This window comes from Sphingomonas sp. PL-96, from assembly GCF_020707215.1.
Lineage (GTDB): Bacteria > Pseudomonadota > Alphaproteobacteria > Sphingomonadales > Sphingomonadaceae > Sphingomonas.
The window spans coordinates 35955-60805 of the sequence record NZ_JAJFET010000013.1 but is presented as its reverse complement, the minus strand read 5'-3'; the positions used below and the strand labels follow the sequence as shown (position 1 = coordinate 60805).

The 24851-nt window shown below is 66.6% G+C and carries 22 protein-coding genes; 9 read left to right on the top strand and 13 right to left on the bottom strand.

Annotated elements, in window-relative coordinates; translation table 11 throughout:
• The 5 genes from cobN to LK533_RS16930 all read left to right on the top strand — a co-directional run.
• On the top strand, positions 1-3755 hold a 3755-nt coding region (gene cobN / locus LK533_RS16950), incomplete at its 5' end, for a cobaltochelatase subunit CobN (RefSeq protein WP_229364251.1).
• Positions 3755-4231 carry a MotA/TolQ/ExbB proton channel family protein gene (locus LK533_RS16945; protein WP_229364250.1) on the top strand — a complete coding sequence of 159 codons (477 nt, stop codon included), beginning with the start codon at positions 3755-3757 and terminating at the stop codon, positions 4229-4231. The genes cobN and LK533_RS16945, both read left to right, overlap by 1 nt.
• A complete protein-coding gene (locus tag LK533_RS16940; RefSeq protein ID WP_229364249.1) occupies positions 4231-4536 on the top strand; it encodes a DUF2149 domain-containing protein in 306 nt (101 codons plus the stop codon). Before LK533_RS16945 ends, LK533_RS16940 begins: the two co-directional genes overlap by 1 nt.
• Positions 4537-4586: 50 nt before the next feature.
• Complete coding sequence (locus LK533_RS16935) at positions 4587-6998, top strand: M1 family metallopeptidase (protein WP_229364248.1); 2412 nt, start codon at positions 4587-4589, stop codon at positions 6996-6998.
• Positions 6995-7483, top strand: coding sequence for a DUF6702 family protein (locus tag LK533_RS16930; protein ID WP_229364247.1), 489 nt, complete (start codon positions 6995-6997; stop codon positions 7481-7483). The genes LK533_RS16935 and LK533_RS16930 overlap by 4 nt, the downstream gene beginning before the upstream one ends.
• Positions 7484-7523: 40 nt before the next feature.
• Here the strand turns inward: LK533_RS16930 and LK533_RS16925 are convergent, their stop codons facing one another.
• The 6 genes from LK533_RS16925 to LK533_RS16900 all read right to left on the bottom strand — a co-directional run bounded on the left by LK533_RS16925 (position 7524) and on the right by LK533_RS16900 (position 15777).
• Positions 7524-8978: an ABC transporter permease subunit gene (locus tag LK533_RS16925; protein WP_229364246.1), complete on the bottom strand. Its 1455-nt coding sequence runs from the start codon at positions 8976-8978 to the stop codon at positions 7524-7526.
• Positions 8975-10375 (bottom strand): DUF3526 domain-containing protein, encoded by a 1401-nt coding sequence (locus LK533_RS16920; protein WP_229364245.1) that lies wholly within the window; start codon positions 10373-10375, stop codon positions 8975-8977. The genes LK533_RS16925 and LK533_RS16920 overlap by 4 nt, the downstream gene beginning before the upstream one ends.
• Complete coding sequence (locus LK533_RS16915; protein ID WP_229364244.1) at positions 10372-11088, bottom strand: ABC transporter ATP-binding protein; 717 nt, start codon at positions 11086-11088, stop codon at positions 10372-10374. The genes LK533_RS16920 and LK533_RS16915 overlap by 4 nt, the downstream gene beginning before the upstream one ends.
• 11 nt (positions 11089-11099) lie before the next feature.
• Complete coding sequence (locus tag LK533_RS16910; RefSeq protein ID WP_229364243.1) at positions 11100-13751, bottom strand: TonB-dependent receptor plug domain-containing protein; 2652 nt, start codon at positions 13749-13751, stop codon at positions 11100-11102.
• A 226-nt stretch (positions 13752-13977) separates the two neighbouring features.
• On the bottom strand, positions 13978-15273 hold the full coding sequence (locus tag LK533_RS16905; protein WP_229364242.1) for an aminotransferase class V-fold PLP-dependent enzyme: 1296 nt from the start codon (positions 15271-15273) through the stop codon (positions 13978-13980).
• A 39-nt stretch (positions 15274-15312) separates the two neighbouring features.
• On the bottom strand, positions 15313-15777 hold the full coding sequence (locus LK533_RS16900) for a RidA family protein (protein WP_229364241.1): 465 nt from the start codon (positions 15775-15777) through the stop codon (positions 15313-15315).
• Positions 15778-16138: 361 nt separating this feature from the next.
• On the opposite strand from LK533_RS16900, the gene LK533_RS16895 reads away from it, so the two are divergent.
• Positions 16139-16513 (top strand): c-type cytochrome, encoded by a 375-nt coding sequence (locus tag LK533_RS16895; RefSeq protein WP_229364240.1) that lies wholly within the window; start codon positions 16139-16141, stop codon positions 16511-16513.
• 102 nt (positions 16514-16615) lie between these two features.
• Here LK533_RS16895 and LK533_RS16890 read toward each other — a convergent pair whose 3' ends face one another.
• The 6 genes from LK533_RS16890 to LK533_RS16865 form a co-directional block, all read right to left on the bottom strand.
• A complete protein-coding gene (locus tag LK533_RS16890; protein ID WP_229364239.1) occupies positions 16616-17605 on the bottom strand; it encodes a LysR substrate-binding domain-containing protein in 990 nt (329 codons plus the stop codon).
• Complete coding sequence (locus tag LK533_RS16885; RefSeq protein WP_229364238.1) at positions 17602-18834, bottom strand: NAD(P)/FAD-dependent oxidoreductase; 1233 nt, start codon at positions 18832-18834, stop codon at positions 17602-17604. The genes LK533_RS16890 and LK533_RS16885 overlap by 4 nt, the downstream gene beginning before the upstream one ends.
• A 300-nt stretch (positions 18835-19134) precedes the next feature.
• Positions 19135-19875: an SDR family oxidoreductase gene (locus tag LK533_RS16880; RefSeq protein WP_229364237.1), complete on the bottom strand. Its 741-nt coding sequence runs from the start codon at positions 19873-19875 to the stop codon at positions 19135-19137.
• Positions 19876-19911: 36 nt separating this feature from the next.
• Positions 19912-21096 carry an alkene reductase gene (locus tag LK533_RS16875; protein ID WP_229364236.1) on the bottom strand — a complete coding sequence of 395 codons (1185 nt, stop codon included), beginning with the start codon at positions 21094-21096 and terminating at the stop codon, positions 19912-19914.
• Positions 21097-21360: 264 nt separating this feature from the next.
• Positions 21361-21675, bottom strand: coding sequence for a DUF1330 domain-containing protein (locus tag LK533_RS17885; protein ID WP_324255330.1), 315 nt, complete (start codon positions 21673-21675; stop codon positions 21361-21363).
• Entirely contained in the window at positions 21672-22358 is a 687-nt protein-coding gene (locus LK533_RS16865; protein ID WP_229364235.1) for a type 1 glutamine amidotransferase domain-containing protein, read from the bottom strand. The genes LK533_RS17885 and LK533_RS16865 overlap by 4 nt, the downstream gene beginning before the upstream one ends.
• 280 nt (positions 22359-22638) lie before the next feature.
• On the opposite strand from LK533_RS16865, the gene LK533_RS16860 reads away from it, so the two are divergent.
• Genes LK533_RS16860 through LK533_RS18090 form a run of 3 tightly spaced genes read left to right on the top strand, consistent with a single transcriptional unit; the run spans position 22639 to position 23767 of the window.
• Positions 22639-23241: a TetR/AcrR family transcriptional regulator gene (locus LK533_RS16860; RefSeq protein ID WP_267495493.1), complete on the top strand. Its 603-nt coding sequence runs from the start codon at positions 22639-22641 to the stop codon at positions 23239-23241.
• A gap of 32 nt (positions 23242-23273) precedes the next feature.
• On the top strand, positions 23274-23624 hold the full coding sequence (locus tag LK533_RS16855) for an ATP-binding protein (RefSeq protein WP_229364233.1): 351 nt from the start codon (positions 23274-23276) through the stop codon (positions 23622-23624).
• Entirely contained in the window at positions 23552-23767 is a 216-nt protein-coding gene (locus LK533_RS18090; RefSeq protein ID WP_420705880.1) for an ATP-binding protein, read from the top strand. The genes LK533_RS16855 and LK533_RS18090 overlap by 73 nt, the downstream gene beginning before the upstream one ends.
• Before the next feature lie 247 nt (positions 23768-24014).
• Here LK533_RS18090 and LK533_RS16850 read toward each other — a convergent pair whose 3' ends face one another.
• Complete coding sequence (locus tag LK533_RS16850; protein ID WP_229364232.1) at positions 24015-24845, bottom strand: hypothetical protein; 831 nt, start codon at positions 24843-24845, stop codon at positions 24015-24017.
• Between the last annotated feature and the right edge of the window lie 6 nt (positions 24846-24851).

The window sequence follows — 24851 nt, the reverse complement described above, 5'->3', positions numbered from 1 at the left end:
TCATCGCCACCCGCTTCACGCTCCCGGCGAAGTTCGATCGGCTGGCGGCATGGGCGCACGAGGAGGGCTATCGGCTGGAGTGGCGATATGTGGAAGACGCCGCCGCCGCCGCCGAACTGACCGCGGGCGCCGACCTCCTGCTGCTCGACGGGCCACGCCCGGGCGACATGGCCGCGATCGACAAGGCGGTAGGCGGGGCCGACGGGCTCGCCATGCCATGGATCGCGGTCGGGGGCGGGCCGCCGCGCTCGGGCGGGCTCGCCCCGGACGCCGCTCGGCGCCTGATCGGCTATTATGCCGGCGGCGGCGAGGCGAACCTTCGCGCTCTCATCCAGGCGCTGCCAAGGGTGCTCGACGGCAGGAGCCTCGACGGCCTCCCATCCCCTACCCGGCTCGGCAAGACCGGTCTCCATCACCCGGACGCCCCCATGCCCTTTGCCGATGCTGCGGCCTTCAAGAGTTGGACGCAGGGCCAGGGATATGCCGGGCGGCCCATCGTCGCGATCGCGATCTCGGACGGCCTCATCCGCGACATGCAGACCGGCGTCCTGGACGCCGTCGTAGCGGGCCTGGCGGACAAGGGGCTGCTCGCGGCACCCTTCTGGTACGACGAGGCCGATCCGCAAGCGATCACGACCGTCGCGCGCGCCTTGGACGCGGTGGCATTGGTCAACATGACGCATATGCAGAACGGCAGCGCCCGCGCCGCCGAGTTCGCGACGCTGAACATCCCCGTGATCCAGGCCCTGGCGGAGCGCTCCGCCAGCGTCGCCGAGTGGCGCGCGCGGCCACGCGGAGTCGCCGCCGCCAGCGCCGCCGTGCTGCTGAGCGTGCCGGAGGGCTGGGGCGCATCCGACCCGCTCGTGCTCAGCGCCGTGGAGCATGGCTCGGCGGTGCCGATCCCCGAACAGGTCGCGCTGCTCGCCGGCAAGCTCCAGCGCCTCGCCGCGCTGCGCAGCAAGCCGGCCGCCGACAAGCGCGTCGCGCTGTTCTTCTGGAACTATCCGGTCGGCGAGAAGAACCTCGCCGCCTCCAACCTCAACCTGCCCAAAAGCATCGGCAACGTGACACGGGCAATGGCAGAGGCGGGATACGACGTGCCGCCTGCGGACGAGGCGCAACTGATCGCGGACGGACAGGCGATGCTGGCCGGCTATTACAGGCCGGAGACGCTCGCCGCGCTGCGGCAACGCGGTCTCGCCGCGACGCTGCCGCTCTCCGGCTATCAGGCATGGCTCGCGACGCTACCCCGCGAGCGCCGCGACGAGATCGTCGCGCGCTGGGGTCTGCCGGAGAACAGCCCCTGGCTGCGCGACGGCGCGTTCGTGATCCCGCGGCTGATGCTCGGCAAGCTCGCCATCCTGCCGCAACCGCCGCGCGGCGGCGATCCGACCAAGAGCTACCACGACCAGAAGCTGGCGCCCGACCATGTCTATCTGGCCGCCTATCTGTGGGCACGGACCCGGTCCGATGCGATCGTCCACTTCGGCACGCACGGCACGCAGGAATGGACGCCGGGCAAGGACCGCGGCCTATGGGCGGGCGATTATCCCTTCCTGCTCGTCGGCGACCTCCCGGTCTTCTATCCCTATATCCAGGATAACGTCGCCGAGGCCATTCAGGCGCGACGGCGTGGCCGGGCCGTGACGATCAGTCACCAGACACCCGCGTTCGGCCCCTCCGGCCTCTACGACGAGCTTCGCGATATCCACGCGCTGATCCACCAATATGCGCAGCTCGACGCACGTGGGGTGCGCGACCGCGTCGCTGCCGAAATCCGTGCCAAGGCATCGGCAGCGAAGCTCGACCGTGACATCGGCTGGGACGCAGCCGCGATTGATCGGGATTTCGCCGGCTTCTATTCGGCGCTGCACGATCATTTGCATCAGGTCGCGCGCACCGCGATCCCGCTCGGGCTGCACAGCTTCGGCGAGCCGGCGACACCCGAGCATCGGCTCGCGACCGTGATGCAGCAGCTCGGGCCAGCCTATCTCGAGACGCTCGGCCTCGATCCCGTGGAGGCGTTCGCCGAGGACTTCCGCGCGATCGCCGACGGCCAGCCGTACCGAACCCTGGCCCGCTACCTTCGCGAAGGCGAAGACCCGGCGCGCATCGCCGATCCGGCGCTTCGCAAGCAGATCGAGCGGGCATCGGTGCTGGACAAGCGGCTCGCGCAGCCGGGCGAGACCGAGGCTTTGCTCGCGGGTCTCGCAGGCGGATTCGTGCTGCCTGGCGCAGGCGGCGACCCGGTGCGCAATCCTGATGTCGAGAGCGGGCGCAATCTCTACGCGTTCGAGGCGGACAAGATCCCGACGCGCGCCGCCTACGAACAGGGCGGCGCGATGCTCGACAAGCTGGTGGCGGCCTATGCCGACAAGCATGCCGGCAAGCGTCCGGAAAAGCTCGCCTTCGTGATGTTCTCGGGCGAGACGATCCGGCAGCTCGGCGTCGTCGAGGGGCAGATCCTCCACGCGCTCGGCCTGCGCCCGACATGGGGCCGCGGCGACCGTCTCGACCGTCTTGAGGTCGTGCCGCTCGCCGAACTCGGCCGTCCCCGGATCGACGTGGTCGTGCAGGCGAGCAGCGTCTACCGCGACCAGTTCGACGGCTTCATGCGTCTGCTGGCCGATGGCATCGACCGCGTCGCCGCACTCGACGAGCCGGGCGGCCCCGCGGCTGCCGCCAAGGCGCTGGAGGCGCGCCTCGTCGCGCGCGGCATTCCGGCGGAGCGCGCGCGCAGCCTCTCGCGGCTGCGCATCTTCAGCAACGCCCCGGGGGACTATGGCAGCGGGCTGCCCGAGCGGATCGCCAGGGACAAGGGATGGGAGGCGGAAGGCGACCTAGTCGAGCCGTACCTTCAGCGGCTGCAATATGCCTATGGCGCCGACGACTGGGGAACCGCGACCCGGGGCGAGAACCTGTTCGCCGAACAGCTTCGGGACGTCGACGCCGCCGTCCTGTCGCGCTCGTCGACGCTGCAGGGCCTGCTGTCGACGGACCATCCGTTCGAATATCTCGGCGGGGTCTCGCTCGCGGTGCGCAGCATGAGCGGCAGGACGCCCGATCTCTATGTTGCAGACCTGCGTGGCTCCGAGGGGCAGGTCGCCACCGCCGGTGCGTTCCTTTCCAGCGAGTTGCGCGGCCGCTACCTCAATCCACAGTGGATCGGCGCGATGCAGGCGGAGGGCTATGCCGGCGCCAACGCGATGCTCGGCATCGTCAACAATCTCTGGGGATGGCAGGTCACCGATCCGGGCAGCGTCCGCGCCGACCAGTGGCAGGCGATGCACGACACCTATGTCCGCGATACGCGACGGCTCGGGCTCGACCGGTTCTTCGCGCGCGTTCATCCGACCGCGCAACTGCAGATGGTCGACCGCATGCTCGAAGCCGTGCGGCGCGGCTATTGGGACGCAGACCCGGCGACGCGCCGCTCGCTCGAATCGAAGCGCGCCAGCCTGACTCGCGCCGCAGCCGCTTCCGGAAGCTTGCCCGCACCGGCGCGCACCGGCGGCTTCGGACTGCGCGTCGCAGCCCAGGCGCCCAGCGGTCGTGCGCAGGCGGCTCCAGCCCCCGCCCCGCCTGCGGCCATGCCCCCGCCGCGCGGCATGGTTCTCGAACGCCGCCGCCCACAGCCGCGATCGGCGGCAAACGTGCGGCAGCTCGTGCCGATGCTCGCGCTGCTGTCGTTCCTCTTCGTCTTGGGCGCCGCGCGCGAACTGCGCGGGCGCCGCTACCTGCCCGTTCAAGGATGATGCCGATGCCCGTACTGGAGGCGACCCTCTACGATCTGTCGCGCCTGTTCCTCGTTCCCGTCATGGTGCTGATCCTCGCGGCGCTCGCCTATGCCGTCGTGAGCCTGGGCGGCTTCGCGGTCGAAGCGCTCCAGCGGCTGCGCGGACGGCGGGGCGGCGGGCTTTCGGCCCATCAGCAGCGCACGGGTTGTGCGACCGACGATCTCGAGCTCGTGGTGCTGCGCCGCCTCGAGTGGCTGCGGATCGTATCGCGCGCAGCCCCGATGCTGGGGCTGGTGGCGACGATGATCCCGATGGGCCCCGCGCTCCTGGCGCTCGGAAGCAACGACGGGCAGGCGGTCGGTGAGAATCTGGTGGTCGCCTTCTCCTCGGTGATCCTCGCCCTGGTCGCCGCCTCGATCAGCTTCTTCGTCTACACGATCCGGCGGCGCTGGCTTCTCGAAGAGCTGCGCGCGATCGAGACGGCGACACGCTGATGCGCTTCATCGAGGACGACGAGAACGACGATCCCATCCTGTCGGTGGTGAACCTGGTCGACCTGTTCCTGGTGGTCACCGCGGTGCTGATGGTGCTGATCGCGCGCAATCCGCTCAATCCCTTCCAGTCCCGACAGGTCGTTGTGGTCGAGAACCCAGGCCAGAAGGACATGACCATCACCGTCAAGGATGGCGAGAAGATGGAACGCTACACGGCGTCCGATCGCGTCGGCCAGGGCGGCGGCGTCAAGGCCGGCGTCACCTACCGCCTCCCGAGCGGCGACCTCGTCTACGTGCCCGAATGATGCGGCGCCTTCCGCACACCCTCCGCCCAGCACCGCAAAGGACCCTGCGCATGGTCTCTCGGACCCCCGTTCCACTCTCCTCGCTTCTCGCCCTGGCGATCGCCTCGGCGTTTCCGGCCACCCCCTCCCACGCGCAGGCGCTGCAGCAGACCAAGGGGGACTTCCAGGACAAGTTCCGGCAGCTGGAAGGCGAGGACTGGCCCACCCCCACCGACTATCGCAACGCCAGCGGCGCCCCCGGCTATCGCTATTGGCAGCAGAAGGTCGATTACGACATCCGCGCCACCCTCGACGAGCAGCGCCGCACCGTCTCGGGAACGCAGACGGTCAAGTATCGCAACAACTCGCCGGACGCGCTGCCCTATCTCTGGCTGCTGCTCGACCAGAACGACTACCGCCGTGATTCGGCCGCGGAGCTGACCCGCACCGTCGAGGGCGACGAGATCAGCCTGGGCGAGATCCGCCGCGCCAAGCGGATGCAGGAATGGGAGGGTGGCTTCACCATCGCCGCAGTGCGCGACGCCGCAGGCAACCCGCTGCGCTTCTCGCTCAGCGACACCTTGCTGCGGATCGAGCTGCCCACCGCCGTGGCCTCGAACGGCGGAGAGACCAGCTTCACCATCGACTGGTCCTTTCCGATGGTCGAGAACAAGGTCGTCGGCGGTCGATCGGGCTACGAATGCTTCACCCAGCCGGGGGAGGACGGCAACTGCATCTTCGAAGGTGCGCAGTGGTTCCCGCGGCTGGCGGTCTATTCCGACTATGAGGGCTGGCACACCCTCAACTTCCTGGGCGCCGGCGAGTTCACGCTCGAGTTCGGCGACTATCGCGTCGCCCTGACCGTGCCCTCGGACCACATCGTCTCGGCGACCGGAGAGATCCAGAACCCCGACGCGGTGCTGACGCCTGCCCAACGCAGCCGGCTGGCGACCGCGCGGTCGGCGAAAGCGCCGGTCTACGTCGTCACGCCTGAGGAAGCCGCAGCGGCGGAACGTGGCAAGGCGTCCGGCACCAAGACCTGGCAGTTCGCCGCGACCAACGTGCGCGACTTCGGCTGGGCATCGTCGCGCAAGTTCGCCTGGGATGCGATGGGTGTCCGCCAGGATTCCCCTGAACAGCCGCTCGTGATGGCGATGTCCTTCTTCCCCAAGGAAGCGCGCCCGCTCTGGGACGCCTATTCCACCAAGGCGATCGCCCACACCATCGATGTCTATTCGCGGTTCGCCTTTCCCTACCCCTATCCGGTCGCGCAGTCGGTCAACGGGCCGGTCGGCGGCATGGAATATCCGATGATCAGCTTCAACGGCCCGCGCCCGGTCCGCGACCGGCGCACCGGCGAGCTGACCTACTCCGAAGCCACCAAGAACGGCCTGATCGGCGTGGTCATCCACGAGGTTGGCCACAACTACTTCCCGATGATCGTCAACTCCGACGAACGCCAGTGGACGTGGATGGACGAGGGGCTGAACACCTTCCTCCAGTTCCAGGCGGAGAAGCTGTGGGACAAGGACTTCCCTTCCCGCCGCGGGGAGCCGCGCGACATCGCCGAATACATGCTGTCGCGCGACCAGGTGCCGCTGATGACGCAATCGGATTCGGTGCTCCAGTTCGGCGCCAACGGCTACGGCAAGCCTGCGACCGCGCTCACCATCCTGCGCGAGACGATCCTGGGGCGTGAGCGGTTCGACCGCGCCTTCCGGGAATATGCCAATCGCTGGCGGTTCAAGCGCCCGACGCCGACCGACTTCTTCCGCACGATGGAGGAATCCTCGGGCGTCGATCTCGACTGGTTCTGGCGCGGCTGGTTCTACATCACCGACCATGTCGACATCGCGCTGGAGGACGTCGTGCGCGCCCGCATCGACAGCGGCGATCCGAAGACCGAGGCGGCAGCCCGCCGGCAATCGGACAATTCGGAGCCGGCATCGCTGACCGCAACACGAAACACCGAGCGAACCGTCGTCGAACGCGACCCGGACACCCGCGACTTCTACAACGCGAGCGATCGTTACACCGTGACGGCGTCGCAGACCCGCGAAGCAAGCGAAGCCGACGCGCGGCTTACCGCGGAGGAACGCGCCGCCCGCCAGGTGAAGGACAATTTTTACCGCTTCCGCTTCCGCAACGTCGGCGGGCTGGTGATGCCCGTCATCCTCAAGCTCGACTATGCCGACAAGAGCAGCGAGACGATCCGCATCCCGGCCGAGATCTGGCGCAGGAACGCCCATGTCGTAACGTGGCAGCATGTCACGCCGAAGACGGTGGTGCGCGCCGAGGTCGATCCGCTCTGGGAAACCGCCGACGCCGACCGCTCGAACAACGTCTTCGCCGGGCGCATCGCGGAGCGCACGCTCGGCATCGAGACACCCCGTGAGACCGAGAACCGCATGCGCGACGCCAACAAGAAGGTCGAACCCGCATCGCTGCGCACGAGCGATGCCCGAACCGGAGATGCCCGATGATCCGCGCGTTCCTTTCCGCCGGCGCGATCGGAGCCGCCCTGTTGGCCCCTGCCGCCATCGCCCACCGCGGCCATGACTCGCTGACGGTGGTCACGGTCGCGGATACCGGCGAGGTGAGCGTCTCGCACCGCTTCGAGCGCCACGACCTGGAACCTGCCCTCTCGAAGATCGCGCCCCAGGCACAACCCAGCTTCGACGATCCGGAGGCGGTGGCGGCGCTGGAAGCCTATCTCCAGCGCCGCTTCTCGCTCGCGACCGAGCGGGGGCAAGTCGCGCTGAAGATCACGCGACGGACGCTCGGCGCGTCCGAAATCCGGATCGAGCTCGGCGGACGGATCAAGCCGAAGGTCAAGACCCTAACGATCCGCTCGGGACTGCTCTCGGACATCTATCCGTCGCAGGTGAACCAGGTGAACGTCCGCCGCGGCGCCGTCACCCGCACGCTTCGCTTCGAGGGAAGCGCGACCAAGAGCGTGACTTTCTGACCCGACGCCCGCCGGACCGCACCCTGCGCGGCCCGGCGGGCTAGAGCGGCCAGCGTTGCAGCCGGCGATAGGCAAGCGATGCAACCGCGAGGACGGCGACCGCCAGATAGCCGATCGCCCATGCGAGCGGCGCCGGATCGGGAGCCGGGATCGACGCCCGGAACGCAGGAACCCGGTCGTGCTCCCGGAAACTTAGCCGGCCCGGGCAATCGGGGCACCGCGGCGGTTTACCCAGGGCCGCGACCACGCGTCGTTCGAACCAGCGGCGCAGATGCTGGGTATAGCCATCGGCGGCGTGGACATAGGCCTGCTGCCGCGACCCGTCGGTTCCAGCCAGGTGTTGCAGCGCTCCGTCCAGGACGAGTGCGGGCGAAACCAGCCGTGCCACGGTGCTGCCGTCCTGCAGTCGCGCGGCATGGCCCTCGAACGCCTGCCGCAGCGGAAGCAACGCCGCCCGATTATGTTGGTCGCGCGCCAGCCGGGCGAGTTCGGGCCCGAACACCGGGTTCGGATTGATCCAGCCGAGGTCATGCCGGCTGTCGAACCAGTCCGCGGCCGCGCCCTTGTCCATAGCCTCTCGGTCGGCAGCAACCCGGCTGGCGTCGACATAGGCGAGCCGCGACGGCGCGGGTGCCGCGAGATCAAGCAGCAGCGCGGCCAGGGACGGCAGCAGCACGGTCATCGTCGCCCAGCTGAGCACGAGCATCGCCAGCGCCGCGACCGAACCGCGCCACAAGGATGCGGCAAGCGCACACATCGCGATCCAGAAGCAGGCATAGGCTGCGCTCAGGATCGCCAGCGCGGACAGCATGGCTGCCGAGCTTCCCGTCCCGATCCCTCCGGTACTCCAGAGGGCGAGCAGGGGAACCGTGGCGATGAACGGAACGGTCACTGCGGCCAGGGCCAGGAACTTGACTGCTGCGACCTGCCGCGGCGCGACGGGCTGGGCGGCGATCATCCTGAGGATGCCGCTGTCCTGCTCGCCCGCCAATCGGGTGCCGCCCAGGGCGATCACCGCCAGCGGCACGAGGTAGACGAGGACGAAGCCGAGATCGAACGCTCCCAGCGCCAGCATCCGGGGGCTCCGCAACTCGTAGCCGCTGTCGGGAAACACGTTCGCGAAGTTGACCCGGATGAAGGGCGGCGTGAGGTCCGACTGGCCGACGGTCACCGCCGCGAGCGGCGCCGGAACCCGCGTCGCGTACACGGTGAGGAAGTTGTACATATAGCCGAAGGCGTCGCTGGGATCGCGGAACTGCGCCACTTCCAGCTGCGCGGGCGCAGCGTAGCGCCTGGCCGTCGCCTTCGCTTCCTCGACCGAGACCCGGGCCTCGTCGGTCACCTCGGCCAAGGCGGCGCGCTCCGCCGCGACCCGCGCGGCCCCGACGGCGCAGCCTGCCAGCATCGCCGCCGCGAGAAGCGCGAGCACGATCCAGGTGAGCGGTTGCCGCAGCGTTTCGCGCAGCTCGAGGCGGAACAGCGCCGCGTTGCTCATGGCTTTACCTTTCTTGCGGCCACCGCCGCGGCCCCGATCACGAGAACGATCCACGCCGCCAGGATCGCGAGCGGGACGGATGCGTCGCGCAGGGAGGTCGCGAGCGCGGTCGGGTTGTATGCATAGGGCGGCACCCGCTCCCACAATGCACGCCTGCCGAGGTACGGGCTGTCCGTACCGGCGGGATGTGCCGCCAGATCGAGGTTCATCGTGTCGACCAGCCGGCGCCGATAGCGCTCGGCGCTGGTGAGGAACTCGATGTGCCGGCGGAAGTCGGTCCCTGCGATCGCCTGGCTGACCGACTGGATCGCGACCATCGGCGAGAGTATCCCGGCCCATCCGGCGAGACGATCCTGGCGGATCAGCGCCGCATGGAATTCCGCCAGCCCGCGATCGTAGGCGGCATAGTCGTGCTGCTCGCGTTCGTGCCCGAGGGTCCCGCCCAGGTTCACCGGCAGTTCGTCGACCGAGCGCACGCCGTAGCGGGCAAGCAGGCGGCGCTGCCGCTCCGCATTGGCCTCACCGCTGTTGTAGCGTCGGATTTCGTCCTCGACCCTTGCGATCATCGTCTGCTGCGACGGCGTCGGAGCGATCGTCTCGACCCCGGCGGTGACGAGCCGCGGAACCGCGACGCACAGCAGCGCCCAGGCGAGCAGCGAGAACGCCAGCGCGCCGCGCGCCGTCCGTGCGAGGAGCGACGCCAGCAACGCGAACGCGAGGAACGCGGTCACATAGCCGATCTCGGCCGCGACCCACAGCAGCACCCGCGTTCCCGACTGCCATCCCGCACCACCGAGCGTGAGCGAGGCGAAGCCGCCGAGCAGCAGCGACGGAATCCCGATGGCGAGCACGAGAACCGTCCACAACGCCCCGAACCGCGCCGCGAGCAGCCGCCCCGGCGCGGTTCCATTGCCGAGCGCGAGCCGCAACGTCCCGCGCTCGCGGTCCACCGCAAAGGCGGAGAAGCCCAGCAGGATCGCTGCCAACGGCACCACCAGATGGAGGATGTCGGCGACCGTGCCGGTGCCGGCGCGAGTCAACGGACTGCGATCCTGCGCAGCGCGAAAGATCGCGTCGTTGTAGTGATGCGCTTCGGCTCGCATCATCCGGCCGACATAGGGCTCGACCCCGGGATCGAGCACCGCCAGCGGCGACGGCTGCTTGAACAGCCATTGCCCGTAATGCGCGGCGCTATGCGGGTTCTTGGGATCCTGGTCGAGCCAGCGGGCGCGCTCCGTCGACTGGAGCGCGTTCGTCTCCGCGAGGCTCTGGCGGGCCTCGCTCCACGCGAGCGCGAAGGAGATGCCAATCAGCAGTAGCAGCACGCCGGCGATCCAGCGGACCCGCGCCGCCCGAAGCAGCAGCGCGAGTTCGGTCCGATACAGGCGCCCGCTCATGCCGCCGCCAGGCGCTCGATGTAGATCTGCTCGAGCGCGACGTGATCGAGCGTCGCCGGGTCGATCTCGTCCGCGATCCTGCCGGCCTGGAGCACGCCTACCCGATCCGCCACCTCCTTGATGCGATACAGGTCGTGCGTCGCCATCAAGATCGCCGTCCCGCGCGCGGCCGCCGCGCGAACGACGTGCGAGAATTCGGCCGAGGCGCTCGGATCGAGGCCCGATGTCGGCTCGTCGAGCAGCAGCAGCTGCGCCTCGCGCGCGACTGCGATGGCGATTCCGACCTTCTGGCGCATTCCCTTGGAGTAGCGCCCCGCCTTGCGGTCCTGTGCCTCGGCGGCAAGACCGGCGTCCGTCAGCAACGTTCGGCACGTCGACTCGTCGAGCGAGAGGCCGGCCAGCGTGGTGAAGTAGCGGAGGTTCTCGATCCCCGTCATGCCGGGATAGAGGGCGACCTGCTCGGGGATGTAGGCGACGTGCCGCCGGGCAGCGAGCGGCTCGCGCCCGCTGTCGATGCCGCAGACCTCGACGCTGCCGGCATCGGCGCGCAGGAAGCCGAGGATCAGGTTGATCGTCGTCGTCTTCCCCGCGCCGTTGGGACCCAGCAGCGCGAACACCTCGCCCGCCTCGATCCGCAGATCGAGGCCGTTCAGCGCACTTCGCGGTCCAAATCGCTTCGTCACGCCACGGATGGCGAGCACCGGTTCCGTCATCGCGATACTCCTCAGAATCGGAACCCTGCCTTCAGATAATAGGCGCGGCCGCTGTATCCGAAGGGAGAGATGTAGTTGTACGGGAAGATCCCGGCATTGTCCGAACCGTTCGTCCCGACCGCCACGCTCTCCGCGGTCGACGCGATGTTCTTGTCGGGGTAGGTGTCGAACAGATTGCTAATGCCGGCGGTGAGCGTCATCTTCTCCGTGGCGCGCCAGGCAAGATTTAGATCGGTGATGATCTTGGCGCCGAAGTACTGAATCACCTGGCTGTTGGTGCTGCCGTCGATCGCAACGATGTCGACGTCGTATCCCGGCGTCAGCACGTCGATCTGATCCTGCCTCAGGCTCGTGAACGCGACGGCACCGACACGCCCGTAGCGGGTGTTGCTGAGGTTAAGCGTGAACGCCTTCCAATCCCAAGCAAAGTCGAGCGTCACCTTGTCGCGCGGAAGGCTGTCGGTGAACCGCACCTGCTGCGTCAGGTCGAACAAGGGCGTGGTGACGCCAAGGTCGGCCAGCGCCTGGGGCGTTCCGGCGATGCGATCGAACGACTGCTTGTTGTAGTTCGCCGCCAGCGTCGTGGTGAGCTTTCCCGCCGCCCCGAAGTCGTGGATGTAGCGCGCGGTCAGGTCGACGCCCCGGCTGGTCGTGTCCACCGCGTTGGTGAGATAGCTCACCGCGCTGATGCCGGTGAAGCCGTTCTCCGCAAGGAGGCTCGTGACCGCCGCGCCCTGGAAGGTCGAGGACAGGGCGATGCGGTCCTTCACCTTGATCTGGTACAAGTCGACCGATGCACTGAGCCCGGGAAGCGTGAGGACCGCGCCGATCGAGAGGTTGTCCGACTTCTCGGGCTTAAGGTCCGTCGCGCCCAGCAACCGAGCGACCGGATTGGACACGGGAAGCAGGCGCGACGAGGTCTGCGCGCCGTTCACGATCGTCATCGAGGTGGTGGCAAAATAGCTTTGCGGCAGCTGCGGCGCGCGAAAGCCGGTGCTGATCGAGCCGCGGAGCGCCAGCGGCTCGGCGAGCTGCAGCCGGGCCGCCAGCTTGTAATTGGTCGTGTCGCCGAAGTCGGAGAAGCTCTCGTACCGCCCCGCGCCCGAGATCAGCAGCGGACCGAAAGTTTTCTCGAGTTCCACATAGACGGCTTCGCTGTTGCGGCTTTCCTTGCGTGCCTCTTCGGGCGTGATGCCGGAGTTCGCCTGAAAGCCGATCGCCGCCGGCTTGCCGGCGTTCGGACCATCCAGGATCGCAACGCCGCCGTTGGTGTAGCTCGCGGTATCGCCGGCGACGATGCGATAATATTCCTCGCGATGCTCGTAGCCGAACGCGAGCTTCAGGGGCGACGTGTCGCCGAGCGGAATTTCGCGGGTCAGATCGGCGTTGGTGGTCCATTGGAAGAAGCGCGTTCCGCCGCGATACGAACGGGTCGGGCTTGCCGCCCCGAGCGAGGGATTGTTCGAATTCACCTGGTCGATGTCGATGATGCTTCCGCCGTACACCGTCGACACGTCGTAGCCGAAGCCCGCGAGATCGTCGCCGCGCACCCCCAACGTACCGGACGCGTTCTGGAGCGTCGCCTCCACCACCGGCGCGTAGCCGTCCGGATGCAGCGCGCGGACGGTTTCGTCCTGGCCGGCGCGGCGGGCGAAGCCGATCGACTTGCCGTCGAGTCGGCTGTATCCCCCGAAGCCGTAGAGATCGATGCCCGGAGCAAGCGGCAGCTCGGCATTCACGAACGCCGACTTCTGGTTGTACTCGGGCTCGCCCAGCCGGAACGTATCGCGGTCGACGGTTGCTTCCCGGGGATCGAGTGTGCCGTTTGACGCGGTGAGCCCCGTTCCGGAGCCATAGTTGCCGGAAGGCATCAGCGTGCCGTCGGAGCCGAAATACTGTTGGCGCGTATCCGGCCGCGCCCGGTTGGTTCCATCCGTCGTACGGTACGACAAGGTGGTCCGGACGAAGCCGCCGTCGCCGAGCGGAACGCCAAGCCACGCGTTGATGTCGGCTGTTTCGCCATCGGCCTTGTCGGTAATGCCGAGTGTCGTGTCGACGCCGGCGCCGATGCTCCGATCGAGCACCAGGTTGATGACGCCTGCGATTGCGTCGGAGCCATATTGCGCCGAGGCGCCGTCGCGCAGCACCTCGACCCGCCCGAGTGCGGCGGACGGTATGGCATTCAGGTCGTAGGCGACGTCGCCCCGACCGATCTGGTTGTGAATCGAGAGGTCGCCCGACGAGTGCCGCCGCTTGCCGTTCACCAGCACCAGCAACTGTCCCGGCGAGAGCCCACGCAGCGATGGCGCGGTGTAGAAGTCGACAGCGCCCGCCGTCGCCGGCCGCGGAATGCTGAACGACGGCACCTGGACCTTCAGCTGATCTTCGAGCTGCGTGTAGCCGCCCTTGCGCAAGTCGGCATTGGACACGGAGTCGATCGGAACGGGAGACTCGGCGATCAAGCGGCCACCGAAGCGCGTGCCGGTCACGACGACGTCCTGGGCCTCGGAGGGAGCGTCGTCGGGAAGCTGGTCCGAGGCGACGGTGTCCGCCGCGACGACCGGCGGAGTCGCTCCCGTCTGCGCACTGGCGGAAACCGCGCCGAACACGCTCGCGCCCACCATCAGGCCGGCAGCCGCCGTTCGCCCCTTGAACTTCATCATTCGAGATTTTCCCCCACGAACGCCAATTATGATATGAGACATCATCCCGTAACCGGGCGCTTGGTATTGCTCAAGCGATTTTGGAAACCCGATCGGCACAATCCCCCGGTGTCTCGTCGACGCTGCCGCCTTCCGAGGGGGACATCTGGTTGCCAGAGCCGGAGGGGTTCCGACGAGCGATGCCGCTGCTCCCATCGTGAGGGGGGCTCCGCGAACCGACGTCCGATCAGGCGAACAGGCGGCGCTCCGCACGAATCGCCGCCGCAAGCCGATCCAGTTCGGCGGTGGTGTTGAACAGCGCCGGAGTCACCCGCAGCACCGGCCCCGACGCCAGGCCGGCCTTCGCCACCACCAACAGCCGGTGGCGGGCGACGAAGCGCGCCTGCGCAGCCTTTGCCTGCTCCAGGGTCCGCATGCCAGGGAGACGGAAAGCGCTGATCGCACCATAGTTGCCGGGTTCGTCGGGCAGCATCAATTCGATGCCGGGAACCTCCCGAACCCGGTCCAGCCAATGATCGCGAGCGCCTTTCAGATAGGCGAACTTGCGATCGACGCCGATGTCGGCCTGAACCTTCAAAGCGGTGGGGATGGTGAGACGCGCGGCGAAGTCGACGGTGCCCGTGGGAATCCGCGCTCGAATGTCCCCGGCGTCATGGATGCGGTTGCCGAGCCAGGGCTGGATGTCTCCCTGCCGCTGCCTGCGGACGTAGATCGCGCCGGTGCCGAGCGGCGCACCGATCCACTTATGGAGCGACAGGCCGATGAAGTCGGCTCCGGTATCGGCGACATCGAACGGCATCTGCCCAACCGCCTGGGCGCTGTCCAGGATCACGTCCACACCACGCGAACGGGCGAGGGCGACGATTTCCTTGACCGGCGGGATCAGGCCGTTCCGGTTGGAAACATGCGTCAGCAGCAGCAGCTTGGCGCGCGGCGTATCCTTCAGCACCCTATCGTAGGTCGCGAGGATATTGGCTCGGCTATGCGGTTCGGGCAACGAAACGCGTACCAGCCGGGCGCCGCGGCTCTCCGCCAGATGGTCCATCGCATATTGCATCTCGTCATAGTCGACGTCCGCGTAGATCACGGCGTGGCCGGCCTTCAGCGGCCGGTAGTTGGCGATCAGGGCGTACAGTGCCTCGGTGCCGCCGCCGCTCAGGGCAACCTCGTCCAGCGACGCGCCGATCAACCGGGCGACCGCCGCACGCGACTTGTCCAGTTCGGGATCCCTCGGCACGCCGTCGACGGCACTTCGCAGGAAGGTGGAATTGTAGCGGTTCACCCATGCCGTTCGCGCGAGATAGGCGGCGTGTACCGGCTTGGTCATGGCGCCGTAGTAGGCGGCGTCGAAATTCGCGATGGTGCGATCGACATCGTACAGGCGCAGCAGTTCCGCCTGCATCGCCTCGAACGCGGATGGCGGAAGCGACACGTTCGCGCGCCGCTGCGCCAGCGCGGGACGGACAACCGTCGCCGCAGCGGCAAGGCTCGCGCCGGCGAGGAATTGGCGTCGGCTTTTCATGGTGGCGGCTCCGAATGCTTCGATCGACCGGGTGCCGGCTCAGGCGGCGATTTCGGCAATGGCGTCGATCTCGACGGCATAGCCCAGCGGCAGGCGGAAGACGCCCACGGCGGAGCGGGCATGCCGCCCGCGATCTCCGAACGCGGCGACCATCAGGTCGGAGGCGCCATCCACGATCGCCGGCACCGCATCGAACATCGGCCCTGCCTGCACGAAGCCGCCGAGCTTGAGGATGCGGGTCACCCGGTCGAGGTTGCCGCCGCACGCGGCACGCAGCTGGCAGAGCAGGTTGATGCCGCACAAACGTGCGCCGTGGACCGCCTGCTCGCGCGTGACGTCCACCCCGACGACGCCGCGAACGTCACCCTCGGCCCCCTTCGACAACTGCCCCGACACGTACACGGTCCGGCCCGAACGGGTGAACGGCACATAGTTGGCGATCGGGCTGGCGGTGTCCGGCAGCACGATACCAAGCTGCGCGAGCCGGTTCGCCACGCTCAGCACGCGCCCACCCGATCCGCCGCGCGATTTCGCCGTGGGCGAGCCATACGGTATATCATCGCCACCTTGATGTCGCCCCGCGCTCTTGTGATTGTCGCCATGCAGCTTGGCGGATCGAAGTGGCCCCTTCAATTGCCCAACCGACACAGCTCGATGCGTCGAGCTTATGAGGGCGTCGGGGGCGTGCGCGTCTGGGCTCCCATGACCTCCACGCATGGAGCGTAAAGCGATCGGCAATTGCCGGCGTGGCAGCGCGCGTCCAGAACCCGCGTTGCGCCGAGCGCCGGCACGACGCGCGAAGCAAGGTCGCTGGGACGCAACTGAGGTTCCTGGCGCTGTCGGCTCGCCAACAACGGAGAAGTTGATGCATCGTTCGTCTGCCGCGCTGCTTGCCGCCTTCGCGATCACGATCGCCGTCCCGGCCGCCGCGCAAAGCGGCAGCGCGGAGGGAGCGGCGCTGTTCAAGCGGCGGTGCAGTTCCTGTCATGCTGACCGCCCAGGCCAGCGATCGGCCATGGGTCCGAACCTGCACGGTGTCGTGGGGGAGAAGGCGGCCCGCACGGCATACCCCTACTCGCCCGCCCTCAAGAAGAGCAGCCTGCGCTGGGACGCGGCCACGCTCGACCGGTGGCTGACCCGCCCGGGCGCAGTCGTACCCGGCACGAGGATGTTCACCACGGTGCCGAGCGCCGAGGAGCGGCAAAAGATCATCGCCTATCTGTCCCGGTCCAGCCGCTGACACGATCGGGCGCCCCACCGATGCGAGCGCCCGGTCGACCCGAGCCAAGTCACGATGGGGCCCGGTTCGGCCGAACCGCGCAGTCGTAGCCTCGCCGCAACCTCAGGAGCGGCCGGCGCGAAGCGTATCGTTCAAGGCGGCAGCGAACTCCCGCACGAGCTGGGCGCGTTGCGCGTCGGGACGGAACAACATGTACGCCTTGAAGTAGACGGGTGGTTCGTACGGTCGGATGACCAGGCCGCGCTGCTCGAAACCGTCGGTCGCGACGGGATTAACCAGCCCCACGCCCACCCCCTGCAGCGCGAGCGCGCAGATCGTCAGCGACGCAGGCGTTTCCATGATGACGTGCGGTTCTACCCCTGCAGCATCGAAGCCCTCGTTGATGCGCATTCGGGCGCGGTCCTCCGGCGCCAGCGCCAGGAACGGAATGTCATGCAAGTCCTCTGGACGGATCACGGCTCGACTGGCGAGCGGATGGTCCGGCGGGAGGACGCAGACCGCCCGCACGCTGTAGAGGATGCTATGGTCGACGCCGGAGAGATCGACCTCGTCGGCGGCGAGCCCGATATCGAAGCCCTTGTTGACGACATGGTCGCGAACGCCCGCCGACGATAGGATCTGAAGCGTCAGGCTGACCTTCGGATTGGCATCGCGGAAGCGGCGCACCGCGCGAGGGACAACCGTCGAACCGAGCGCCGCCAGGCTGGCGATCTTGAGGTTGCCCGACCCGAAGTCGCGAATACGCGCCGCCGAGGCGCGCAGATGGTCCAGACCGAGGAAGGAGCTGTGGACGTCCTTGAAGAACAGCTCTCCTTCGGGAGTCGGGATCAGCCGTCCCTTGATCCGGTCGAACAGGGGAAAGCCGACGCGGTGCTCGAGGTCGGCGACCGCGCGACTGACCGCCGGTTGGCTGATGCCCAGCAGATCGGCCGCCCGCGAAGCGGAACCGCCGATCATGAGCGCACGATAGATCTCGAGCTGGCGGAAATTCACGTCCGAGCTTTCCGATGGGATTCGATCGGCGCGCGCGATCGGCGGGACCGGCGCCAGCCGCAGCGAAACCGCGCGGCAGGCACCGGTCCGAACGCTCACGCCGCGATGTAACGGCTCGGCCGGTAGGGAGCGAGCGACGGCGCCTGCCTGCCGGTCGCGATCTCCTGCGCGGCATATCTGCCGAGAATGGGCGCGAGGGTGATCCCGCTATGGGTCACGATGGTATAGAGGCCCTCCACCCCCGGCACCGGGCCGCATATCGGGCGATTGTCGAGCGGATAGGGCCGGAAACCGACCAGGATCTTCACGGGCTGGGCGTTTCCGATCGCCGGGATGTATTCGGCCGTGCGGGCGATCAGCATCTGGCCGTGGAACTGCCGGAGCTCCTCGCTGGGATGCTGCATCTGCCGCTTGAGCACTTCGGCATGCACGGGAAGATCGGGCGGGCCGCCGGTGAAGCTCGTGAGGAAGCGGCCGTCCGCATATTGCTTGAACTCGATGAGGCTCGATGCCTCGAATACCTTGTCGGTGACGACCGGCTGGGCGTCGGTGTGGATGACGAGGCCGGGCTTGTGGGCAAGCTGCAACTGCTTCCCCGCCATCGCCATGATGTGGGGGGTGTCGGTCCCCGTCGCGCTGACCAGCATGTCGAGCGGGAAGTCTCCCTTGCTGGTCCGGACTCCCGTCACTCGGCTCCCAGTCAGGAGGATCTTCGTGACCTCGCATGGATAGAGGATTTTCGCGCCCGCGGCGGCTGCGGCAGCCAGATAGCGTTCGGTCGCGTGGACGGGATCGACGTGCCCGTCCTTGTGCGACTGGAACGCGAACGCCACGCCGTCGCCGGGGTTCACACCCGGGCACGTCTGCCGGATCTGTCCGGCCGAAAGGGTGCGCGGCGGGTCGTCGGTGCCCTGAAGCACCTCGGCCTTGGCGCGAAGCGCCTTCTCCTTGTCCGCATAGGCCCAGCTTACCGAACCACCCCAGACCGCCTGCAACCCGAGGACACGATCGTCCTCGAGCCACGCCGCCATGCTTTCCAGGCGAAGGCGCATGTAGGTAGCGTCGTTCACCACCGGATTGATCCAGGCGACCGACGCCTGCGTCGCGCCTGCGGCCGGGCGCTCCTTCTCGAACAGGAATACGTCGGCACCGGCTCGGGCGAGCTGGAACGCGACCGAGGCCCCGATAATGCCGCCACCAACGACCCCCACCCGCTTTCTGGGGGTGGCGGCAAGCCCGCCAGCCGACATGGTAGCGGCCACCGCTACCGCCCCTCCGATGACCGTACGCCGTCGCATTCCCATCCACCGCTCCATCGTGTCAGACATGCGACGTTCTATCATGTCATCTCTCGCAGCGCAGCAAAAACCGGTTATGGTCCTGTGCGTCCATCTTATGTCATGCTCCAGGTCCGTGCTCCAGGCAATCGAGCCGATCACGTCGCCGGATGCGGGGTCCGTGACCTCGAGGGTCGCACCCTCCGCGGAGCCGCGCCAGACACCTCCGATCGCATTGGTCTGCCGCATCCAGCCATCGGCTTTCAGCGTTTCGGAAATCGAAATTTGCATGGTTTCACTTTCGGTGTGCCTCGACAGCGAAGCGGTGTCGGCGCCCGCGGTCGGGCCTGATCAGAACTGCTGGCTGGTTGGCCGGATAACGATGGCATTGACATCGACTTCAGCCGGTTGCTCGATGGCGAACGCGATAGCGCGTGCGACGGCGCTCGCCGGGATCGCCTGCCTGTAAAAGTCCATCACGGTGTCGGCTGCCATCCCTGTCGTCCCGTATTTCAGGTCGCTTTCGACAGCTCCCGGCTCGATCGACGTCACCCTTACTTTGTCGCCGACCTCTTGCCGCAACCCTTCCGAGATCGCGCTGACAGCAAACTTGGTTCCCGAGTAGACCGTGCCGCCCGGCGCAAAGACCTTGATGCCGGCGACCGAGCTGAGATTGATGATGTGTCCGCCACCTTGTGCCAGGAAGCGTGGAAGCACGGCCGCGATCCCGTAGAGCGTGCCCTTGAGGTTGACGTCGATCATGGCGTCCCACTCATCGGTGTTGACCTCCGACATTGGTCGGATGGGCATCAAGCCGGCATTGTTTACCAGCACATCGACCCGCCCCAGATCGGCGACGACGGCGGCGACCGCCCCCTCGACATCTTGCTTGCGCGTGACGTCCAGCGCATAGGCAGTTGCGGCTCCGCCTCTCGATGCAATCTCGGCGGCCACTTCCTCGAGCCGGTCCTTGCGTCGCGCCGCGATCGCGACCTTGGCGCCGCGCGACGCCAGCAGCCGCGCCGCCTCCGCACCGATCCCCGTGCTACCCCCGGTGATCAGCACCACCTTTCCCTCGATACCTTCAGTCATGTGTCCTGTTCCGTCCGTTTGTGTCTGGTTGATGCGTCAGCCGGCCACGTGCGAAGCCAGCAAAGAAGCGGCTCGCCGCGCTGTCGGATCGGTCGGGCTCGCGCCATAAGTCGGGTAGTCGATGAGGCCTTCCTCGCCCCCGCCGTAGATGGTCTCGGGCCTCAGCGGATTGAGCGGCCAACCGTTTGCGATCCGCTCGACCATATCTGGATTGGCGATGTAGGGGCGGCCGAATGCGACCAAGTCCGCGAGGCCTGTAGCCAGCAAGGCCTCTGCACGCACCGCCGTGTAGCGACCGGCATAGATGATCCGGCCGGTGAACGCCGATCGCACCGCCGTCCGGAACGTTAGCGGTAGATCCGGCGCATTGTCCCAGTCTGCCTCGGCGATGGACACATAGGCGATGCCCGCAGCTTCAAGAAGATTGATCGCCGCGATGTAGGTCTCGTCCGGATCGGCCTCGACGAGGCCGATATAGACGCGATCCTGATCGGTCGTTTCGAAGAGCGGTGTGAGCCGCACTCCCAATCGATCCGGCCCGACCTCGGCGGATACCGCGGCGACGATTTCGGCCAGGAAGCGCAGGCGGTTTTCCAGCGTCCCGCCATACTCGTCATCCCGCTGATTGGCATGCACCGAGATAAACTGGTTGACGAGGTAGCCGTTGGCGGCATGGATCTCGACCCCGTCGAAACCGGCGTCGATGGCGAGACGCGCCGACCTGGCATAGGCGCCGACCAACTCGCAGATCTCGCTTATGGCAAGCGCGCGCGGGGCGGACGGTTCGACCAAAGTGCCGACTCCAGGGGCCGTCTCGATGAATGCCTTGACGCCCTGAGCGGGCACGGGTGATGGGGCGACCGGCGCGCCGCCGTCTGGCTGGAGTGCCGTGTGCGAAACACGGCCTACATGCCAGAGCTGCGCGAAGATGACGCCGCCCCGCGCATGAACGGCATCGGTCACCTTGCGCCAGCCGATGGCTTGAGCCTTGCTGTAGATACCTGGCGTCCAGGCGTAACCCTGACCTCGGGGTTCGACTTGCGCGCCTTCGGTCACCATGAACCCTGCGCTTGCTCGCTGCGCGTAATAGCGCGCCATCAGCTCGGTGGGCACGTTGCCAGGCTGCGCCGCCCGTTGCCGCGTAAGCGGAGGAAGAACGATGCGATTCCGCAGAGTGTGCCGTCCCAGCCGGGCGGAGGTCAGAAGGAGGCCGTCTTTCATCTGTAGTTCCCGTGTTCTGCCCTGATCCGTCAGCACGCGCGTCACCGTCGTCGCGTGAGGGCAGTGCATTGAGGTGGACCGACCGCCAGCAGCCCGCAGCAGGGCTGCGCGGCGGATCAGGTCGGGCGCGAGCGAACAGTCACCGATACTCCGATGCGTATCGCATCGATTGTCATCAACAACGCTTCGATCTCTATTGCGTAGAGCGGCTGCGAGGTCAGGGCCCGCCGGAGCCAGCGCAACAGCCCTGCTATTCTGCCGCGACTATGCGCCATCCATCGTGTCAGGTTCGTCTGCGCCGGAGACGAGTATGACGCGCGAAACGCTACCCTGCTTCCGGTGGGATAGCGCCGCCTGATACTCGGGACTGAGATACCACGCCCGTGCCGCCGCCATCGATGGGAAGCTCAGGATCGCGACCCCCTCAACCTCGTCACCTTCCAGAATCTCGTGCGGCCCATAAAAGGCGATCGGCTCGAGGGGATGCTTCTCCCGCGCAAGCGGCGCCCGATCCCGATAACGCACTAGCGCATCGGGATCGGTCGTCCGTTCGCGAACAAGGACGACGTACGCTGTCACGCGGCTACCCGCACGGCGTCCAGCAGTGCCCGCGCGGTCGCGGCAGAAGATCCCGGGTTCTGGCCGGTGATCAGCAGTCCGTCCTGCACGACATACGATCCCCAATCCGGGCCGCGCGAGAAGATGCCGCCCTTGGCCTTCAGCTCGTCCTCGACAAGGAAAGGCACGACTTCGGTGAGGCCGACACCCTCTTCCTCGGTGTTGGTAAAGCCTGTCACGCGCTTGCCGTCGACCAACGGGCGACCGTCGGCACCCTTCACATGGCGCAGGGCGCCAGGCGCGTGGCAAACGAACGCCGCAGGCTTGTCGGCGCCGATGAAGCTTTCGATCAGCGCGATCGACGTTTTGTCCTCGGCCAGATCCCACAGAGGACCGTGGCCGCCGGGATAGAACACCGTATCGAAATCGCCGGACGACACCTGCGCCAGAAGGACGGTTTCGCCGAGATGCTTCATCGCGGCCGCATCTGCCTCGAAGCGGCGGGTCTCGTCAGTCTGGAAATCAGGCTCGTTGCTCTTCGGATCGAGCGGCGGGCGGCCGCCCTGCGGAGAGGCGAGCGTAATGTCAGCGCCCGCGTCCTTGAACGCGTAATAGGGGGCCGCCAGCTCTTCCAGCCAGAAGCCGGTCTTGCGACCCGTGTCGCCGAGCCTGTCATGCGACGTTAGAACCATCAGAACCTTCATATTCATCTCCATATCGCGGCCTCTATCACCGCATTCGAGTAGACCGGTCGGCTCTAGCTGGCGCGAGGAAGTGCCAGAGACTTGCTCGAATCAAGGCCTCGCCAATCAACCGATGAAAGGGATGTAGCACTTGCTAGACCGGTCGTCTAGTACGAGGTCGCACTTTTTCCTTCCGGTTGGCGAGCTTCGCTGCTGCTACCCTGACTGAGCACCTAACGCGCGCATTAAAAAGTACGGCGCGCCACTAGACGACCGGTCTATATGATCCTAAACTTCTAATATGGCACCAGCTCGACCGATACACGATACGCGTTCCGCAATCCTCACCTCGGGTCAGTCGATCATGAGCCGCAAAGGCTTCTCCGGCGTCGGTCTCAACGAGATTCTCTCGTCAGCCGGTGTTCCCAAGGGATCATTCTACCATTTTTTCCCTTCGAAGGACGCCTTCGGCGAAGCCATGCTCGCGACCTATTTCGACGACTATCTGGCCGAGATGGAACAGATTTTCGGCAAGCCGGGGCTTACTGCCGCGGAGCGCTTGATGCTGTATTTCGCCAACTGGCGGGAGAACCAAGGGGCCTCTGATTGTCAGGGGCGTTGCCTGGCGGTGAAGCTTGGCGCGGAGGTCGCGGATCTGTCGGAGCCGATGCGCCTTGCCCTCAAGGTTGGGACCGCCGGTATCGTGTCGCGCCTTACGGCAGCTCTCGAAGTGGGCGTCGCTGATGGCTCGTTGCACATCGAGGACCCCGCCGCGGATGTCGCGGCGGCGCTTTACAACCAGTGGCTAGGCGCAAGCGTCATGGCGAAAATCGTCCGGACGCATGATCCGTTCGAGAGCGCCCTCCAGTCGACGCGTCGAATGTTGTCGATCCCGAAGCGCTGATCTTTGCAGAGCACAGGTGAAGCGCGGGTCACATGATCGTCAGCGTCCCGCAAACCGCGCATGGCCTCTTCTATAATGAGAATACGATTTCACAGGATGTTGGTGAGCATCCGCTTCACGCCCTTGAATCCGCGCCCGAGAAGTGCCAAGGGCTGATAACGGCGGTCGCGCTTCAGCGGATGATCGAGAACCTCATCGATAATGCGCTCCGATACGGCGGTAACGTCGCGCGGGTGACACTACCCCCCCCCCGCGGCGAGGAACTGGTCGTGAATATCGAAGACTCTGGGCGGGTGTCCCTGACGAGCATCTGGCAAGTCTGCCCAAGCCATTTCGACGGCTGGAGACATCGCGCGCTCGTCACACGGGCGGTGTTGGACTAGGTCTGTCGATCGTCCAGGCGCTTGCGCACCGGTTCGGAGGCTCTCTGGAGTTGGAGAACCGCCGCGAGGGCGGCTTACGCGCCAGCCTTCGACTGCGCCGACTTCCCGACGCCCCCTCTCGCCCGGCTGCGACCGACACATAGCGTTACAATCGTCGCGACCGTCTGTTGCAGTGTTCAGCGATTGTCGGGCTCCAAGGAGTCTCCGCATGACACAGTTATCCGCAAGCAACAGGCCGTTGGCGACGATGCTGCCCGTGACGACATTGATGAAGACATACACGGCGCAACTCGTGATGGCGCTTATGATGCTGACAGCGGTCTTGGCGTATGCGTCCGGGCTGAACCGTTGCGTTAAAAAGCAGCCCTCCCGACATAAAACCGTTGCCACCTAATTGCTGAGCGCGGTTGTGGCACTCGCGCCATTCGCCGGCAGTGCTGCGGTCGTCGGCGCCCCGAGTTCATAGATTGCGTCCCACTGCCTGTCGGCAGCAACGGAATATTTGATGCCGGGTGCGACCTGACGCGTATAGCCATTGTCGTGGGGGCGGCACCCATCATCCTGGCAGTTCCAAGCCTTGCCGCCATTGCCATCAACATTGATGGTCATGGTTCGCTTGACCGGCATCATCGCGCCCGCGGGAACAATGATGCGGTGGCCGAAGGCGATCGGTTTTCGCATGGCATGCAAGTTGCCGACGTAGGCCAAGATGATTGCATCGTCGGGAGCTGCAATCTTTGTCCACGTTTGTGCCATTGCCGCATTGCGATCCTGACCCTCGGGAGTCGCACGGCCAACGTCCGAAGCGATTACACCGTCAATGCGTCCTGCTTGCTTTAACACACGCAATCGGTCGAACAGGCGCATAAAGGCGACGCTGCCGCGTCCGTCGTGGAACTCGGATTTGAACAACGACAGCTTCAACAGCGCAGCTTGGGCGGACGGTGACCCGTCGGATGCCAGAAAGGCATTGATGGCGGCCTGGTCATCGGAAGTATGTTCTACAGCAACAGTCACCGGGCGGCCTGTTGCACTCGCTAGGCAAACCAGATTGGCGAAGGCATCAGGTGACTCGTTCGTCCCGTGCATTTCGCCCACAATGACCCACCAAGTCTCTGGTTGCCACAGGCGATCTGCACCCGGCACGGAGGCACAGCTTGGCGCGGTGGCGCTCAACAGCGCAGCGGCGATAGCGAGCACGGTACAGTTCTCCTTGGTCAAAAGTAA

Bases quoted from the DNA above. Each gene is read 5' to 3' on its own strand.
- LK533_RS16945 (WP_229364250.1), top strand. From the start codon at position 3,755: ATGCCGATGCCCGTACTGGAGGCGACCCTCTACGATCTGTCGCGCCTG.
- LK533_RS16940 (WP_229364249.1), top strand. From the start codon at position 4,231: ATGCGCTTCATCGAGGACGACGAGAACGACGATCCCATCCTGTCGGTG.
- LK533_RS16935 (WP_229364248.1), top strand. From the start codon at position 4,587: ATGGTCTCTCGGACCCCCGTTCCACTCTCCTCGCTTCTCGCCCTGGCG.
- LK533_RS16930 (WP_229364247.1), top strand. From the start codon at position 6,995: ATGATCCGCGCGTTCCTTTCCGCCGGCGCGATCGGAGCCGCCCTGTTG.
- LK533_RS16925 (WP_229364246.1), bottom strand. From the start codon at position 8,978: ATGAGCAACGCGGCGCTGTTCCGCCTCGAGCTGCGCGAAACGCTGCGG.
- LK533_RS16920 (WP_229364245.1), bottom strand. From the start codon at position 10,375: ATGAGCGGGCGCCTGTATCGGACCGAACTCGCGCTGCTGCTTCGGGCG.
- LK533_RS16915 (WP_229364244.1), bottom strand. From the start codon at position 11,088: ATGACGGAACCGGTGCTCGCCATCCGTGGCGTGACGAAGCGATTTGGA.
- LK533_RS16910 (WP_229364243.1), bottom strand. From the start codon at position 13,751: ATGATGAAGTTCAAGGGGCGAACGGCGGCTGCCGGCCTGATGGTGGGC.
- LK533_RS16905 (WP_229364242.1), bottom strand. From the start codon at position 15,273: ATGAAAAGCCGACGCCAATTCCTCGCCGGCGCGAGCCTTGCCGCTGCG.
- LK533_RS16895 (WP_229364240.1), top strand. From the start codon at position 16,139: ATGCATCGTTCGTCTGCCGCGCTGCTTGCCGCCTTCGCGATCACGATC.
- LK533_RS16885 (WP_229364238.1), bottom strand. From the start codon at position 18,834: ATGTCTGACACGATGGAGCGGTGGATGGGAATGCGACGGCGTACGGTC.
- LK533_RS16880 (WP_229364237.1), bottom strand. From the start codon at position 19,875: ATGACTGAAGGTATCGAGGGAAAGGTGGTGCTGATCACCGGGGGTAGC.
- LK533_RS16875 (WP_229364236.1), bottom strand. From the start codon at position 21,096: ATGAAAGACGGCCTCCTTCTGACCTCCGCCCGGCTGGGACGGCACACT.
- LK533_RS16865 (WP_229364235.1), bottom strand. From the start codon at position 22,358: ATGAAGGTTCTGATGGTTCTAACGTCGCATGACAGGCTCGGCGACACG.
- LK533_RS16860 (WP_267495493.1), top strand. From the start codon at position 22,639: ATGGCACCAGCTCGACCGATACACGATACGCGTTCCGCAATCCTCACC.
- LK533_RS16855 (WP_229364233.1), top strand. From the start codon at position 23,274: ATGATCGTCAGCGTCCCGCAAACCGCGCATGGCCTCTTCTATAATGAG.